Annotated in this window: 11 protein-coding genes; 5 read left to right on the top strand and 6 right to left on the bottom strand. The window is 66.0% G+C overall.

The window, feature by feature from the left end:
- Positions 1-2: 2 nt before the first annotated feature.
- From fucP to ACP69S_RS12180, 3 genes are read left to right on the top strand one after another with little or no spacing between them, the layout of a single operon-like run.
- Positions 3-1,274, top strand: coding sequence for an L-fucose:H+ symporter permease (fucP, locus tag ACP69S_RS12190; RefSeq protein ID WP_425997550.1), 1,272 nt, complete (start codon positions 3-5; stop codon positions 1,272-1,274).
- The gene (locus tag ACP69S_RS12185; protein ID WP_425997548.1) at positions 1,271-2,089 is read left to right on the top strand and encodes an amidohydrolase family protein; all 819 of its coding nucleotides are present in this window, start codon (positions 1,271-1,273) and stop codon (positions 2,087-2,089) included. Before fucP ends, ACP69S_RS12185 begins: the two co-directional genes overlap by 4 nt.
- Before the next feature lie 6 nt (positions 2,090-2,095).
- Positions 2,096-2,860, top strand: a complete 765-nt coding sequence (locus ACP69S_RS12180; protein WP_425997546.1) for an IclR family transcriptional regulator — start codon at positions 2,096-2,098, stop codon at positions 2,858-2,860.
- Here the strand turns inward: ACP69S_RS12180 and ACP69S_RS12175 are convergent.
- Positions 2,857-4,782: a sialate O-acetylesterase gene (locus ACP69S_RS12175; protein WP_425997544.1), complete on the bottom strand. Its 1,926-nt coding sequence runs from the start codon at positions 4,780-4,782 to the stop codon at positions 2,857-2,859. The genes ACP69S_RS12180 and ACP69S_RS12175 overlap by 4 nt on opposite strands.
- A 130-nt stretch (positions 4,783-4,912) precedes the next feature.
- Positions 4,913-7,381, bottom strand: coding sequence for a glycoside hydrolase family 3 protein (locus ACP69S_RS12170; protein WP_425997542.1), 2,469 nt, complete (start codon positions 7,379-7,381; stop codon positions 4,913-4,915).
- Positions 7,382-7,508: 127 nt separating this feature from the next.
- On the opposite strand from ACP69S_RS12170, the gene ACP69S_RS12165 reads away from it, so the two are divergent.
- Both ACP69S_RS12165 and ACP69S_RS12160 read left to right on the top strand, forming a co-directional pair.
- Positions 7,509-9,485 carry a glycoside hydrolase family 97 protein gene (locus ACP69S_RS12165; protein WP_425997541.1) on the top strand — a complete coding sequence of 659 codons (1,977 nt, stop codon included), beginning with the start codon at positions 7,509-7,511 and terminating at the stop codon, positions 9,483-9,485.
- A gap of 10 nt (positions 9,486-9,495) precedes the next feature.
- Positions 9,496-11,124, top strand: a complete 1,629-nt coding sequence (locus ACP69S_RS12160; protein WP_425997539.1) for an alpha-L-fucosidase — start codon at positions 9,496-9,498, stop codon at positions 11,122-11,124.
- A gap of 94 nt (positions 11,125-11,218) precedes the next feature.
- Here ACP69S_RS12160 and ACP69S_RS12155 read toward each other — a convergent pair whose 3' ends face one another.
- From ACP69S_RS12155 to ACP69S_RS12140, 4 genes are all read right to left on the bottom strand, one after another.
- Entirely contained in the window at positions 11,219-12,040 is an 822-nt protein-coding gene (locus ACP69S_RS12155; RefSeq protein WP_425997537.1) for a flagellin, read from the bottom strand.
- A 345-nt stretch (positions 12,041-12,385) separates the two neighbouring features.
- The gene (locus tag ACP69S_RS12150) at positions 12,386-13,207 is read right to left on the bottom strand and encodes a flagellin (RefSeq protein WP_425997535.1); all 822 of its coding nucleotides are present in this window, start codon (positions 13,205-13,207) and stop codon (positions 12,386-12,388) included.
- Positions 13,208-13,472: 265 nt separating this feature from the next.
- Entirely contained in the window at positions 13,473-14,978 is a 1,506-nt protein-coding gene (locus tag ACP69S_RS12145; RefSeq protein ID WP_425997533.1) for a tryptophan halogenase family protein, read from the bottom strand.
- Positions 14,979-15,046: 68 nt separating this feature from the next.
- A complete protein-coding gene (locus ACP69S_RS12140; RefSeq protein WP_425997531.1) occupies positions 15,047-16,057 on the bottom strand; it encodes an isoaspartyl peptidase/L-asparaginase family protein in 1,011 nt (336 codons plus the stop codon).
- Positions 16,058-16,110: the final 53 nt, after the last annotated feature.

The raw sequence follows: 16,110 nt of genomic DNA, 5'->3' as shown, positions 1-16,110 counted from the left end.
TCATGGAGAACGGCCCAAGGTCCAGGGCGGCGCTGCTGCCGCTCGTCCTGATCACCGCCCTGTTCTTCCTGTGGGGCGTCGCCAACAATCTCAACGACGTCCTGATCCCGCAGTTCAAGAAGACCTTCACTTTGAACGATTGGCAATCGGGCCTGGTCCAGTCGGCCTTCTATATGGGCTATTTCGTGCTGGCCCTGCCGGCAGGAATGGTCATGCGGCGCTTTGGCTACAAGTCGGCCGTGGTGGTGGGCCTGATCCTCTACGGGACGGGTGCGCTGCTGTTCTATCCGGCCGCCGAGGCGCGGCAGTATTCGTACTTCCTGGTCGCCCTGTTCGTGATCGCCAGCGGTCTGGCCTTCCTGGAGACCTCGGCCAATCCGCTCATGACCGTGCTGGGCGATCCGGCCAAGTCGGAGCAGCGGCTGAACTTCGCCCAAGCCTTCAATCCCGCCGGATCCATCGCCGGCATCTTCATCGGTCGGGAGTTCATCCTGTCGGGCCATGAGCCGACTGCGGCCCAGCTGGCGGCGTTGAGCCCCGCCGCGCTGGAGCAGTTCCGCGCCGCCGAGGCCCAGGCGGTCCAGGGACCCTATCTGCTGCTGGCCGGGGTGGTGCTGATCCTCGCGGCCATCGTCTCGCTGGTCCGCTTTCCCGCCCAGGCCAACCGTCCGCCGGCCGATGCCGACGAAGGCTCGGTGCTTGGTGACCTCCCCACGCTGCTGGCCCGACCGCGCTTCGTGTTCGGCGTCGTCGCCCAGTTCTTCTATGTCGGAGCTCAGGTCGGGGTGTGGAGCTTCATGATCCGCTACGCCCAAGCCGAGGAGCCGGGCATGGGGGAGAAGGCCGCCGCGGGCGTCCTGATTGCCTCCCTCTGGGCGCTGTTCGCCGGCCGGTTCGTCGGCACGGCCCTGATGAGCCTGGTCGCGCCCTGGCGACTGATGGCCGGCTATGCGGCGGTCAATGTGGCGTTGGTCGCCATCGCCGTGGTCGTCGGCGGCATGACCGGCCTCTACGCCCTGGCGGCGACCAGCTTCTTCATGTCGATCATGTTTCCGACCATCTTCGCGACCGCCGTTAAGGATCTGGGTCCGCTGACCAAGACCGGCTCGTCCTTCGTAGTCATGGCCATTATCGGCGGCGCGGTGCTGACGCCGCTGATGGGCTGGATCTCGCACGTCTCGTCGATGCGGATCGCCATGGGCGTGCCGGCTGTGTGCTTCGTCGTGGTCGGGCTCTACGCCCTTTCGGCCGGCAAGGCCGCCGCCGCGCGATGATCGACGCGCACCATCATTTCTGGCGGATCGGGGCCAACGACTGCATGTGGCCGACGCCGGACTTGGTCGCGATCCATCGCAATTTCGGACCGGCGGACCTGAAGGCTGTCGGCGAGCCTCTGGGCCTGACGGGTTCGGTGCTGGTGCAGTCCCAGCCCAGCGCCCGCGACACAGACTGGCTGCTGGACCTGGCCGCCGACGAACCGCTGGTGCTGGCCGTCGTCGGCTGGACCGATCTTGCCGCGCCCGACGCCGCAACTCGGATCGCCAGACTCGCAGCTCGACCCAAGCTTCGCGGTCTGCGGCCGATGCTGCAGGATCTGGCGGAGACGTGGGTCCTCGAGCCCGCGCTGGAGCCGGCGATCCGGGCGATGCTCGCGCACGACCGCAGCTTCGACGCCTTGGTCCGGCCACGCCACCTGCCTCATCTGCTAACCTTCGCCCGCCGTTGGCCAGACCTACGGATCGTCATCGACCATGGCGGCAAGCCCGCCATGGCTGTCTGCGGCCTTGATCCGTGGCGCACCCACATCGCCGCCTTCGCCGCCCTGCCGAACGTCTTTTGCAAGCTATCGGGCCTCCTGACCGAGGCCTCGCCCGACCAGCCGCCCGAGGCCCTTGCGCCCTATGTCGCCCATCTGGTCGAGACTTTCGGACCCTCGCGCCTGATGTGGGGCAGCGACTGGCCCGTCCTCAATCTGGCCGGCGACTATGCCGGCTGGCTCGCCCTTGCCCGCCGCCTGAGCGGCCACACCCAGCCCGACGATCTGGCCGCCTTGTTCGACGAGACGGCGCGGCGATTCTATCGTCTATAGACGCCCATGGCCGAGCCCGAAGACACCGACCGCAAGTACCGCGCACCCGCTCTGGAAAAGGGCCTGGATGTGCTCGAACTCCTGGCCGCCCATCGCACTCCCCTGACCCTGTCCCAGATCTCCACTGCCCTGGACCGCTCGGTCAGCGAGCTCTTTCGCATGGTCCAGGTGCTGGAGTTTCGCGGCTATGTCGGCCCCTCCCCCACTGGCGAGGGTCTGGTTCTGACCAACAGGCTGTTCGCCCTGGGCATGACCCGGGCCCCGGCCAAGGACCTGCTGGAAGCCGCCCTGCCCCAGATGCGCAAGCTGTCTCTGGCCATCGGCCAATCGGTCCATATGGCGGTGGCCAGCGCCGATCAGATGGTGGTCGTGGCGCGCATCGAGGCGCCGGGCGATCTGGGCTTTTCCGTGCGCGTCGGCTACCGGCGGCCGGTGGTCGAGGCGACCTCCGGCCTGGTGCTCTATGCCTTCCAGCCCGACAAGGTCCGGTCAGGATGGCGCGCGCGGCTGAAGCCCGCCGCCGGGGCCGAGCTCTGGACCGACTTCGAAACCCGAGCGACCACGGCGCGGAAGGTTGGCTATGTGCGCGCCGACAGCGCGGTGGTCCGGCAGATCACCGATCTTTCCGCGCCGATCATGGGCCCGGAGGGCGTCGCCGCCGCCCTGACCGTCCCCTACGTCCAGACCCCGACCGCGATCCCGATGCCCGACACGATCGCCGCGATCCAGGCGACGGCGCGCGACATCTCCGCCGAGCTGGGCGCGGCCTAGTCGATCCGCAGTTCGAACGGCGTCGCCGGTAAGCGGTTGGAACCATAGAGATTGAGGATCGGGCTTTCGGCCCAGGCGAAGCGAACCTTGATGGGCGCCGGACCGGCGGGAAAGGCGATGGAGACCGCCGCCCCATCTGCGGTCGCATCGACGAAACGGCAGACGGCCGCCGCGTCGCACAGCTCGAAGCCCGCCGGCCGCGCCGCTCCGAACACGACCAGCGGCTGGTCGAAGGCTACGACAACCGCCGCGCCTTCGCGCCTGGCCGACACCGGCGCGGGGCCGGCGGCGCTCAGGGTTGTCTCGCCATAGGCCAGCTTGCGAGCCAGCAAGGCCAGGCGAGCGCCGACCTGCTGTTTGTTGGTCGGATGGATGTCGTAGATGTCGCCAAGATCGACGGCCGAGGCCATGCCGACCTTGGGATCAGCCGCCGCCGTGCGTCGCTGGACGTCGCGCAGGGCGGCCCAACCGGACTCGGCCGGCGCCGATCTGTAAGGGCCGAAGCTGGCCAGCTGCACCATCAGGAACGGCAGGTCCGGGCTCGCGAACTCTCGCCGCCAATCGGCGATCAGGGCCGGCATCAGCCGGGCATATTCGGCCGCCTGCGTGACATTGGCCTCGCCCTGGTACCAGGCGAAACCCCTCAGGCCATAGGGCGCGAGCGAAGCGATCATGCCGTTGTGCAGGGTGGAAAGGCCACTCGCGCCCAGCCATGGCGCATGCGGCGGCAGGCCGGTCTGGTCAAGGGTCGTCGAGACCTTGTAGCGCCAGGCCCCATCCAGCGGGACGAAGGCGCCATTGGCCAGCTTCAGGCCCTTTTGCGCTGCGGGACCCCAGGCCCCGCCACCGCCGCCGGTGTCGATCACCCGCAAGGCGATGACATTGCGCCCGGCCTTCAGAGCGCCCCGCGCCAGGGCGTAGTCGCGCGGCGCGTTCCAGCCCTGCTGCGAGCCGACCTGCCGGCCATTGACGAAAGTGGTGTCGATGTCATCGACGGGACCCAGCGACAGGGTCGCCGCCTGGGCGGCCTGCCTCGCGGTCAGGGTGATCGCGCCGCGCAGCCAGATTGTGCCGTCGAACGTCGACAGCTCCGGCGCGACTTCCCAGAAGTTCTCGGCGGACAGGCTGGCCCAGGCGCGGTCGTCGAAGTCGGGGCGTTTCCAGTCCCTGGCATGAGGCTCCACACCAGCCGCCCACCGCTCCAGCATCGCGCCCCAGCTGGCCACGCCGGCCTCGGGCGAGCGGGTATATTCCGACAGGATCCCCAGGCCGTCGTCGTAATTCCCCAAGGCGGTCAGGCCCTCGCGGCTGATCCAGTCCTGGATGATCGACCCACCCCAGGTGGCGTCGATCAGGCCCACCGGAACGCCGGTGGTTTTCTTGATATCGCGGCCCATGAAGAAGCAGGCGGACGCGAAATCGCCGGCGCTCTGCGGACTGGCGACACGCCAGACCGACTCCTTGGGCAGGGACGAGGTCGGGGCCGGGAGGCTGACACGGCCGGTCTGCAGCAGGCGGATATCGGGATCGGTCGCGCCGGCTGTCTCGTTGTCGCCGTTCATGATCCGGCGAAGCGGCATCTCCATGTTCGACTGGCCCGAGCACAGCCAGACATCGCCGATCAGCAAGTCAGAGATCGTCTGGCGCTCGCCGCCGGAGCGGACGGTCAGGGTCAAGACCTCGCCGGGCTCGCGGGCTGGAAGGGCGACGGACCAGCGGCCCTGGGTGTCGGCGACGGCCGAGATCGTTGCGCCGGAGAGCTCGACCTCGACGCCCGCGTTCGGCTGGACGAGACCCCAGACGCGGATCGGCTGGCTTCGTTGCAGGACCGCGTGGTCGCTGAACACCGGCGCCAGCAGAGACTGCGCCGAGGCGGCAGTGGCTAGGCCGGCGAAGACGGCGGCCAGGAGCAGGCGTTTCATCAGGAAATCCTAGACTTCCCTGTCATCCCGGAAGCCTCGCAGAGGCTATCCGGGACCGCAGGAAACTCGGTGCTTGCGGCGGTCCCGGCTCTTCGCGCTTCGCGCTACGGTCCGGATGACAGGGGTTCGTTCAGGGAGCCTTCGCCGGGCACACTGCGCCAGCCGGATCGGTCGTCAACTTCACGCCTTGCAGCGTGATCGTCAGCGATCCTGCCGTCGAGAGCACGAACGGCTCGGTGACCTTGGTCACATCGGTCCCCGCCGTCTGGAAGCACTTGAGCGGAACCTTCAGGCTTCGCCACTCGCCCACGGGCGCGGCGGCCAGCACCGGCGAGATGTCCAGCTTGCCCCAGCCGATCGACAGGCTGACTGGCGCCGAGGCCGCCGCGTCGACGCGGTAGTCGACTTGCAGCCCCATCTCGGCATTGGTCTGGAAGGTCAAGTCGATCGCACCGTCGCCAGCCAAGGCCGCCGTCGCCGGCGCCCCGCCCGCGAAGACGATCTGGCGACCGGCTTCCTGCACGCCGCCGGCGTCCACCGGACTGATCTGGACGGCCGTGGTCGGCGACAACTTGAAACCAAACGGCGCGGGCGTCCTGCCGGCTACGAAGTAACTTCCAACATTCAATGAGGCCGCCGTGACGCCGGACACTTCCGACAGCCGGGGCAGCCTGACCTTGTCGCGGTAGGTCAGGCCGAAACCATAGGCGAACAGCGGATCATAGATCTTGTCGCCGCGATTGAGCGAGGTCTGAGCCGCCGACTTCGGCCAGCTGAACGACAGCTTGCCGTGGAAGTCCGCGCGCGGCCTGCCGGCCTTGTCGCCCACGATCACGTCGGCGATCCCGCCACCTTCCGAGCCCGGCAGCCAGGCGCTGACGAAGGCGTCCGAGGCGTTGAGCTCCGGATTTATCCACAGGGGCCTGCCGGTCAGGAACACCGCCACCACCGGCACGCCAGCGGCCTTCAGGCGCTTGAGCAGGACCACGTCTGTCTTGTCGCCGGCCTGATATTCCAGTGTCTTCAGATCGCCCACGCCCTCGGCATAGGGCGTCTCGCCGAACACCACCACCGCCACGTCGGGCCTGGTGTCGAACCTGCCATCCACGTCGAGCGTGGCCTTGCCGCCGCCGGCCTCGACCGCGTCCTTCAGGCCCGACCAGATCGACTGGGCATTGGGGAAGTCGCTGTTCTTGTTGTCGGTGCCTTGCCATGACAGCGTCCAGCCGCCGGACTGCCGGCCGATGTCGTCGGCGCCCGAGCCGGCCACCAGCACATTGGCCGACGCCTTGATCGGCAGGACGCCGTTGTTCTTCAGCAAGACGAGCGACTTGCGCACCGCCTCGCGGGCCAGGGCGCGGTGCTCGGCATTGCCCAACACACCGTCGCGATCTTCCCACGGGCGGGCGGTCTTGAAGAGGCCCAGCTTGGCCTTCACCCGCAGGATGCGGCGCACGGCGTCGTCGATCCGGGCCTGCGAGATCTCGCCGGACTTCGCCTGGGCCAGCGTGTTGTCGAACAGGGCCTTCCAGCTGTCGGGGGCCATGTACATGTCCAGACCCGCATTGGCGGCCTGCGGGCAATTGGTCGGGATGCACCCGGCCACCTGGCCGTGGCCGTTCCAGTCGCCGATCACGAAGCCGTCGAAACCCATGGAGCCCTTCAGGACGTCGGTCAGCAGGGTCTTGTTGCCGTGCATCTTGATCCCGTTCCAGCTGTTGAACGAGGCCATCACGGTCATGGACCCGGCGTTGATCGCCGGCACATAGCCTTGGGCGTGCAGGCGGATCAGCTCTGCTTCGGACATCCGGGCGTCGCCCTGATCGACCCCCTTTTCAGTGCCGCCGTCGGCCAGGAAGTGCTTGGCGCTGGCGGCCACATGGCCCTTCTGCAGGACCTGGCCTTCGCTGACCGCGCCCTGCAGGCCCAGGATCATCTGGTCGGCATATTGGCGGACAATCTCGGGGTCCTCGGAATAGCCCTCATAGGTGCGGCCCCATCGGTCGTCGCGGGGCACGGTCAGGGTCGGCCCGAAGGCCCAGTCAAATCCTGACACCGCTGTCTCTTTGGCCGTAGCGATGCCGATGCGGCGGATGAGTTCAGCATCCCGGGTCGCGCCCAGGCCGATATTGTGTGGGAACAGGGTCGCGCCGATGACATTGCCGTTGCCGTGCACGGCGTCGATGCCGAACATCAACGGGATGTTGGTTCCGCCCTGCCGAGCTTGAGCCGCCTCGCGGAAAGCGCGGATGGTGGCCACCCACGGCTCCTTGGGCGAGCGGTCGGGCGCGCCCAGCGGCGGCGAGCTGCCGCCCGCCAGGATCGAGCCCAGCGGATAGGTCTTCAGGTCGTCGGGCTTGATGGCCGAGGTGTCGGCCTGGATCATCTGCCCGACCTTTTCCTCCAGCGTCATCGTGGCCAGCAGGCTGTCTACGAAGGCCTCGGTTTCGGGGTCGATGAGGCCGTAGCTTTTGGCCGCCGGCCATCGGGCTGCGTGGGCCGTCGCTTTGTCGGTCGGGGCGAAGACGGGCTCGGCCACGGCCACGCCCGTCAGGAGGGATGTCGCCATCAAGGCGACGCAAAAGGTCCTGGTGTTCATGCTCCCGCTTCTCTTCATTCGACGCGCCGCGCCTTGTTGATGGTACCGGTATCGCAAAGCTCGACGGCGATCCATAGACCGTCTAAATTGTGTGACAAATACGAAAATAATTTCACAGGAGGATTCGATGGGCGGCTTCAGGGGAACCCTACTGTTGGGCGCGGCGCTGACGGCGGTCGGCGGCGCTAACGCCCTGGCCGAAGAGCGGGTGCTGGCCTCGCCAGACAAAACCCTGTCGATCACCCTCTCGGACACCGGCGGGCAGGCCCGCTACGCGGTGGCCTACAAGGGCAAGGCCCTGATCGCGCCGTCGGCCCTGGGCCTTCTGCTCGACAAGGGCGGCGCTCTGTCGAACGGCCTCAGCATCGCCGCATCGAGCACGGCGAACGTCGATCAGACCTATGAACTGGTGGTCGGCAAGACCCGGCTGGTCCGCGACCACTACAACGAATTGACCGTCGACTTGGCCGAAGCCGGCCCCACCGGGCGCAAGCTGCGGGTGATTGCCCGCGCTTATGACGACGGCGTCGCGTTTCGCTATGTGCTGCCCGACCAGCCCGGTCTTGCCGGCGTGGCGATCCGCAACGAGGAAACCCGCTTCGACTTCGCCGCCGACGACCGCTGCTGGGCGCTGAACCTCGGCAAGTTCGGAACCTCGCACGAGGGGGAGTATGACCCGGTTCAGGCGTCGAGCTTCCGCGAGCACAATCTGTTCGAACTGCCGGTGGTCTGCCAGACGCCGCACGGCGCGACCTTTGCTCTCGCCGAGGCGGACCTGAAGAATTATGCCGGCCTCTATCTGACCGGACAGGGTGGTGGCGGCCTGGGGCTGAAGGCCAAGCTGTCGCCGCGCCTGGAGGACGGCTCGGTGGCGGTCCACACGCGGATCGGGACCGACACGGTGTCGTCCTGGCGCGTGGTCATGGTCGGCGATGCTCCCGGCGATCTGGTCTCGTCCAACCTGATCACCAGCCTCAATCCGCCAACCGCCCTGACCGACACCAGCTGGATAAAGCCGGGCAAGGCCGCTTGGGACTGGTGGAACGGCTCGGTCGTGGCGGGGGTCGACAAGCCCGGCATGGATACGGCCACGATGAAGGGCTTCATCGACTTCGCCGCCGCCAACAAGCTGGAATATATGCTGATCGATGACGGCTGGTATGTCGGCTCCGGCCAGGCGCCCAAGGTGCTGCCAGGCACGGACGTCACCCGGCCCATCCCGCAGATCGACATGCCCGGGCTCATCGCCTACGCCGCCGAACGCGGCGTCGGGACCATGATCTGGGTCCACTGGAAGGCGCTGGACGACCAGATGGACGAGGCCCTGGCCACCTACGAAAAGTGGGGCGTGAAGGGCATCAAGGTCGACTTCATGGACCGCGACGACCAGCCGATGGTCGACTACTACCACCGCCTGCTGACCAAGACCGGCCAGCACCGCCTGATGCTCGACCTGCACGGCGCCTATCGGCCCACGGGGCTCGTTCGCACCTATCCGCACTATGTCACCCAGGAGGGCGTGCTGGGGGCCGAGTACAACAAGTGGAGCGGCCGGATCACCGCCACCCACAATGTCACCCTGCCCTTCACCCGCATGCTGCTGGGGCCGATGGACTACACCCCCGGCGGCTTTCGCAACGTGACGCGCGAGGCCTTCAAGGACCGGTTCATCCTGCCGGTGGTGAAGACCACCCGAGGCCAGGCCCTGGCCATGTACGTCGTCTATGACAGCCCGCTGTCGATGGTTTCGGACAGCCCCATGACCTATGCCGCCTCGCCCGCAGGCCTGGACTTCGTGAGCGCCACACCAACCAGTTGGGACGAGACGCGGGTGCTGTCGGGACAGATCGGCCAGTCCATCGTCATGGCCCGCCGCAAGGGTCGCGAATGGTGGGTCGGGAGCATGACCAACGAGGACGGCCGCAAGGTCAAGGTCCCGCTCGACTTCCTCGGCGCCGACGCCTTCAGCGCCGATATCCGGGAGGACGGCGCAGCGCCGACTGAGCTGAAATCGACCGCTCGCGTGGTTTCGGCCAGCAACATCCTGACCTTGAAACTTGCGCCCAGCGGCGGTGGGGTCATTCGCCTGAGCCCGGTAAACTAGGAGACCGACCATGGCATTCACGCGTCGTAGCGCCTTGGGCGGCGTCATGAGCGCCGCCGCCAGCCTGGCCGCCACGCCGGCTCTGGCGGCGGCCAAGGGTCCCTTCCGCGGCAGTTGGGACTCCTTGGCCGGCGGCTATCAGACCCCCGACTGGTTCCGGGACGCCAAGCTCGGCATCTGGTCGCACTGGGGGCCGCAATGCGTTCCCGAGTTCGGCGACTGGTACGGCCGGCAGATGTATCAGCAGGGCAATTACGTCTACGAGCACCACCTCAAGACCTTTGGCCATCCCACCGACTTCGGCTTCATGGAGTTCATCCCGCGCTGGAAAGCAGAGCGCTGGGATCCCGACGCCCTGATGAAGACGTTCGTGAAGGCCGGCGCCCGCTACTTCATGTCGATGGCCAATCATCACGACAATCTCGACATGTTCGACAGTCGGCATCACGCCTGGAACACCACGCGTGTCGGCCCGAGGCGCGACATCGTTGGAACCTGGGAACGGGTCGCCCGCGAGCACGGCCTGAAGTTCGGGGTCTCGAACCATGGCGCCCATGCCTGGCACTGGTGGCAGACGGCCTATGGCTATGACGCGGAAGGACCCCGCAAGGGCCAGCGCTACGACGCCTTCCGCCTGAGCAAGAAGGATGGTCGGGGCAAGTGGTGGCAGGGGTTGGATCCGCAGGACCTTTACACCGGCGGAAACATGGTCATTCCCGACGGCGTCGGCACCATCGCCGCCGCCAATGCCTGGCATGACAAGCACGATGGAGAATGGATCGAGGCCGCGCCGGCCGGCAACCCGGCCTTCACCCGCAACTGGCTGGACCGGCAGAACGACCTCGTCGACCGCTATCGGCCCGACATCGTCTATTTCGACAATTATGGCCTGCCGCTGGGCCAGGCGGGGCTGGACGCGACCGCGCACTACTACAACCGCGCGGTTCGGTGGCATGGCGGAACGAGCGTCGTGGTCACCGGCAAGAAGCTGTCGCCCCTGCAGAGGCAGGCCATCGTCGAGGACGTCGAGCGCGGCTTCTCAGACCGGCTGCGCGACGAGCCCTGGCAGACCGACACCTGCATCGGCAGCTGGCACTACGACCGGCCGCTCTATGACCGCGACGGCTACAAGTCGGGCCGCGACGTGATCCAGCGGCTCATCGATGTGGTCAGCAAGAACGGCTGCCTGTTGCTGTCGATCCCCCAGCGCGGCGACGGCTCTATCGACGACAAGGAGGAAAAGGTCCTGGCCGACATGGCCGGCTGGATCGCTGTCAACGGCGAGGCGATCTATGCCTCGCGGCCGTGGCGAGTGTTCGGAGAAGGCCCGACCAAGCTTGTCGAGGGCATGCAGAACGAGGGCGCGGCCAAACCGTTCGAGGCCGCCGACATCCGCTTCACGACCAAGGCTGGCGCGCTCTACGCTTTGCCGATGGCGTGGCCAACAGGCCCGCTGCGGATCGAGAGCCTGGCGAGCGGCGGCCCGACCGGCGCCAGCGAGATTCAACGGGTGGAACTGCTGGGCGGCGGCGATCCCCTGCCCTTCAGGCGCGGTCCGGACGGCCTGAGCGTGGACCTGACGGAACGGCGGCCGGCCTTTACGCCGGTGCTGAAGATCAGCGGACCAGGCCTGGTCTGAGGCGCAAAAAAGGGGCGGACACGAGGTCCGCCCCATCAGATGCAGCTGTTCGTGCGAACGGACCTCTACACGGTCCGCCCGTCCAGCCGTCGTCTTATCGGAAAAGGCCCAAAATCGCCGCGCTCGAGGAGTTGGCGATCGACAGCGCTTGAATGCCCAGTTGCTGCTTGGTCTGCAGCGATTGCAGGCGAGCGCTTTCCTTGGCGAGGTCCGCATCGACCAGATTGCCCACGCCGGCGTCCAGGGCGTCTTGCAGCTTGCCGACGAAGGTCAGGTGGGTGTCCAGGCCCGTCGAACTGGTGCCCAGCGAGGCCAGCTTGTTGGTCGCCGTTTCCAGGGCCGTGCTGATCGAGGCGATCATGGTCTTGGCCGCAGTGGCGTTGGCGAAGGTCGAGGTGATCGACAGGCCGATACCGGCCAGCGACAGGGTCTTGGCGCTGACGGTAAAGCCCGAGCCGTCGGTATTGGCCAGGAAGGTCATCTGGGTGGTCGTCCCATCGGCGATGCTGACGCCGTTGAACTTGGCGTTGGTGGCGGCCTTGGTCACCTGATCGCGCAGGCTTTCGAAATCGGCCTTCAGGGCGTTGAAGCTGGAGGTGTTCAGCGAGGTGTCGGAAGCGGCCAGCGCCTTTTCCTTCATCTTGCCCAGCAGGTCAGTGATGGTGTCGCCAGCGGCCAGGGCCACATCGATGGTCGACTGGCCGCGTTGCAGCGAGTCCTTCACCGCGTTCATCGAAGAGGCGGTCGCCGACTGGTTCTTGGCGGTCGCCCAGATGGCGCCATTGTCCTTGGCGCTGCCGATCTTCTTTCCGGTGCTGATGCGCTGCTGAACGGTGGCCAGTTCTGAACTGGTGCTGTTCAGATTCTGCAACGCGATAAGCGCCCCTGCGTTCGTATTGATGCTATTCAACGCCATGACGAAACACTCCTATTCAGAGGTTCCCGACGTCATTTTGACGGTCGGAGGGCATTTTGCCCATCACAACTATATAACGGTGATATTTCAAAACAGTTGACCGGACATTATCACATAGATAACGACTCAATGTTGCGTTAACTTTATAAAAGTTGTTGCTAATTTGTATTTAATGAAATGTGTTTGTTTGAATAATGAAAATTATTTTCCAATCAACTCGGACGAGTTATATTACAGTTGCCTGATCCACACGAATAGAAACTCTACCCGGCCAACACTCAAAGAAAAAGGGGCGAGCCCGAAGGCCCGCCCCTATGCCGATCTGACGATCGACGAAAGTCAGTCTTAGCGGAACAGGCTCAGGATCGACGAGCTCGACTGGTTGGCGATAGACAACGCCTGGATGCCCAGCTGTTGCTTGGTTTGCAGCGACTGCAGCTTGGCGCTTTCCTTGGCCAGGTCGGCGTCAACCAGATTGCCCACGCCGGCGTCGAGGGCGTCTTGCAGCTTGCCGACGAAGGTCAGGTGGGTGTCCAGGCCGGTCGAGCTGGTGCCCAGCGAAGCCAGCTTGTTGGTCGCGGTGCCCAGAGCCGTGGTCACCGTGGCGATCATCGTCTTGGCGGTTGCGGCGTTAGTGAAGGTGGACGTCGCCGACAGGCCCAGGCCGGCCAGCGACAGGGTCTTGGCCGTCACCGTGAAGCCCGAGCCGTCCTGGTTGGCCAGGAAGGTCAGCTTGGTGGTCGAGCCATCGGCGATGCTGACGCCATTGAACTTGGCGTTCGTCGCGGCCTTGGTCACCTGATCGCGCAGGGATTCAAAGTCGGCCTTCAGCGCGTTGAAGCTGGAGGTGTTCAGCGAGGTGTCGGACGCGGCAAGGGTCTTTTCCTTCATCTTGCCGAGCAGGTCGGTGATCGTATCGCCAGCGGCCAAGGCCACGTCGATGGTCGATTGGCCGCGCTGCAGCGAGTCCTTCACCGAGTTCATCGAGGAAGCCATCGATGACTGGTTCTTGGCGGTCGCCCAGATGGCGCCATTGTCCTTGGCGCTGCCCACCTTCTTGCCGGTGTTGATGCGTTGTTGGACAGTCGCGAGCTCCGAGTTGGTGGAGTTCAGGTTTTGCAGAGCGATCAGAGCGCCCTGGTTCGTGTTGATGCTGTTCAGCGCCATTACGAAAATTCCTTCTAGGAGGTCTCCGGCGTCGTTTTGACTACCGGTGGGCTTCTTGCCCATCAGTAGTATCCAGCAACAGTCTTTCCATTTTATTTAAGACATAGCGTCGCATGCTTAATACATGTCAGTTATTCATTAATCCTAACGAGGGGCTAATCTGTCCCTGAGCGGTACTTATGAGTCTAGCTAGACTCATAAATTAGCCAGACAGGCCGGGGAGTCTTGGAGAGACGTTAAAACTGGATTCACCAGAATCGCCATCTCAACGCGGGGCGCGACAGTGCTCGGATATGAACGCCGCATGGGTCGGGAGTCTTTCGACCGCCTTGGCGATGTGATCGCGCATGCCGGCCAGGCGCCGCGCGACGTCGGCGGGATCGCGGACGTCAGCCATCGGTTCGTAGCCTTGAGGCGTTACGCCCTGCCCCAGTAGCACGGCCACCCAACTGGCTTCGGCGAACAGCTCGTCGTCGTAGCGAACCACCTTCCCACGCGTGCGGAAGAGGTCGAGCTTGCGGTGCAAGGTGTCGGGAACCGCCATCGCTCGGCAGGCCTCCCACAGCGGGCCGGAGCGGCCGTTGATGTAGTAGTGCAGGATGATGAAGTCGCGGATGTGCTCCATCTCAAGAATGGACAGCCGGTTATATTCGTCGCGAGCGACGGGATCGTCTGCGCCCAGCGGCAATAGAGACAGCAGCCGGATGATCGCGGTCTGGATCAGGTGGATGCTGGTCGATTCCAGCGGCTCCAGGAAACCGCTGGCCAGGCCCAAGGCCACGACATTGCGGTTCCAGAGCTTCTTGCGACGCCCCGTGGTGAACCTCAGGAAGCGCGGATCGGCCTGGGGCGCGCCGTCCAGATTGGCCATCAGGGTCGCGGCGGCGTCCCCGTCGCTGATGTGCCGGCTGGAATAGACATAGCCGTTGCCGATCCGGTGCTGCAGCGGGATGCGCCATTGCCAGCCGGCCTCTCGGGCCGTCGACCGCGTATAGGGCGTGAAATCGCCGCCGTTCTCGCAGGGAACCGCCACGGCCCGGTCGCACGGCAGCCAGTGGGTCCAGTCGTCATAGCCGGTCTTTAGCGCGCCCTCGATCAAGAGGCCCCGAAAGCCCGAGCAGTCGATGAAGAGATCGCCCTCGATCGTTTCGCCGTTCTCCAGCCTCACGCCGGTGACGTCGCCGCTCGCACCGTTTTGCTGAACCGAGGCGATCTTTCCCTCGATCCGCGTCACGCCTTGTGCCTCGGCCCGGCCTCGCAGGAAGCGCGCATAGAGCCCCGCGTCGAAATGGAAGGCGTAGGAGAAGGTCGAGAACACCGAGCGTGGATCATCGTCGCCCCGGCTGAACCGCCCCGTCCGCGCGGCGACGGCGGCCACGCTATAGTCGTCCAGCGCCGCCGTCTCGCCGCGCGCCCTCTGGCTTAGCCAGTGCTGGTGGAACGACACGCCGTCGATGCTGGCCCCATAGGCGCCGAACGGGTGCAGGTAGCGCTGGCCCTCGCCCGACCAGCCGTCGAACTGGATGCCCAGCTTGAAACTGCCTTGGCAGGCTTTCAGGAACTCGTTCTCGTCTATGCCCAGCAGGTGATTGAACAGACGGATCGGCGGCACGGTCGCCTCGCCCACCCCGACCGTGCCGATCTCCTCGGACTCGATCAGCGTGATAGGGCCGTACGAGCCCTTGAGCAGCCGCGACAGAGCGGCGGCGGCCATCCAGCCGGCTGTTCCTCCGCCGACGATCACGACCCGACGCGGCGCGCGCTGATCCATCCGATTACCCCCTTAAGCCACGCCCCATGAGGGCGCAGCTCGCGCGGCGGAGCAAGAAGACCAATCGGTTATTTTGGGCCCGTCTCCGCGGCGTAGATCGCAGTCGCCGCCGGAGCGGTCGAGGAGACCCAGCCGCGATACATGCCTGAGCTGTTCATCGGAAAGGCGGGCTTGCCCTTGCCGTCCATGGCGATCAGGCCGCCATCGCCGCCCAGGTCGCCGATCGCCTTGATGGTGGCGTCGCCGGCTGCCTTGACGTCCTCGCCCTTCCACTGGATGCGGGCGCACAGCTGGTAGGCGGCGTTGGCGCGGATAAAATATTCGCCCGAGCCGGTGGCCGAGACCGCGCAGACCCCGTCCTGCGCGTAGGTGCCAGAGCCGATGATCGGGCTGTCGCCGATGCGGCCCCACTTCTTGCCGGTCATGCCGCCCGTCGACGTGGCGGCGGCCAGGTGGCCCTTGCTGTCCAGGGCCACGGCGCCGACCGTGCCGTAGAGGTGGGTCGGATCGATGGCCGCCTTCTGCTTGGCGCGCCAGGCCTCAAGCTGCTTCCAGCGGAACTCGGTCCAGTAATAGGCAGGCTCGACCTGCTCCAGCCCCTGCTCCTTGGAGAACTGGTCGGCGCCCTCGCGGGCCAGCATCACGTGCGGCGACTTCTCCATGACCGCGCGGGCCAGGGTGATCGGGTTCTTCGTGCGGGTGACGCCGGCCACGGCGCCGGCCTTCATGGTCGCGCCATCCATGATCGAGGCATCCAGCTCGTTCTTGCCCTCGGCGGTGAACACCGCGCCCTTGCCGGCATTGAACAGCGGATTGTCTTCCAGCACCCGCACGGTCGCCTCGACCGCATCAAGGCTGGAGCCGCCGGCCTTCAGGACCTTGGAGCCGACCTCAAGGGCAGCGGCCAGGCCGGCGCGGAAGTCCGCCTCCTTCTCGGGCGACAGGTCGCCGCGCTCAATGACCCCGGCCCCGCCATGGATGGCCAGGGACCAGGTTTGGGCGGCCCCCTCAGGTGCGGCATGAGCAGGCGCGGCCAGCAAGGCTGCGACGGCGGTCGTGGCGAGGATCAGGGACTTCATGCGGCGACTCCGGAAAGCGAGGTCGCCAGTTCTGGACAGCGCGGGCGGCAAAG

It is taken from the genome of Caulobacter sp. DWR1-3-2b1 (assembly GCF_049895765.1).
Lineage (GTDB): Bacteria > Pseudomonadota > Alphaproteobacteria > Caulobacterales > Caulobacteraceae > Caulobacter.
Note: the sequence above shows the minus strand (reverse complement) of the source record. Positions and strands in the feature narration are given on the sequence as shown.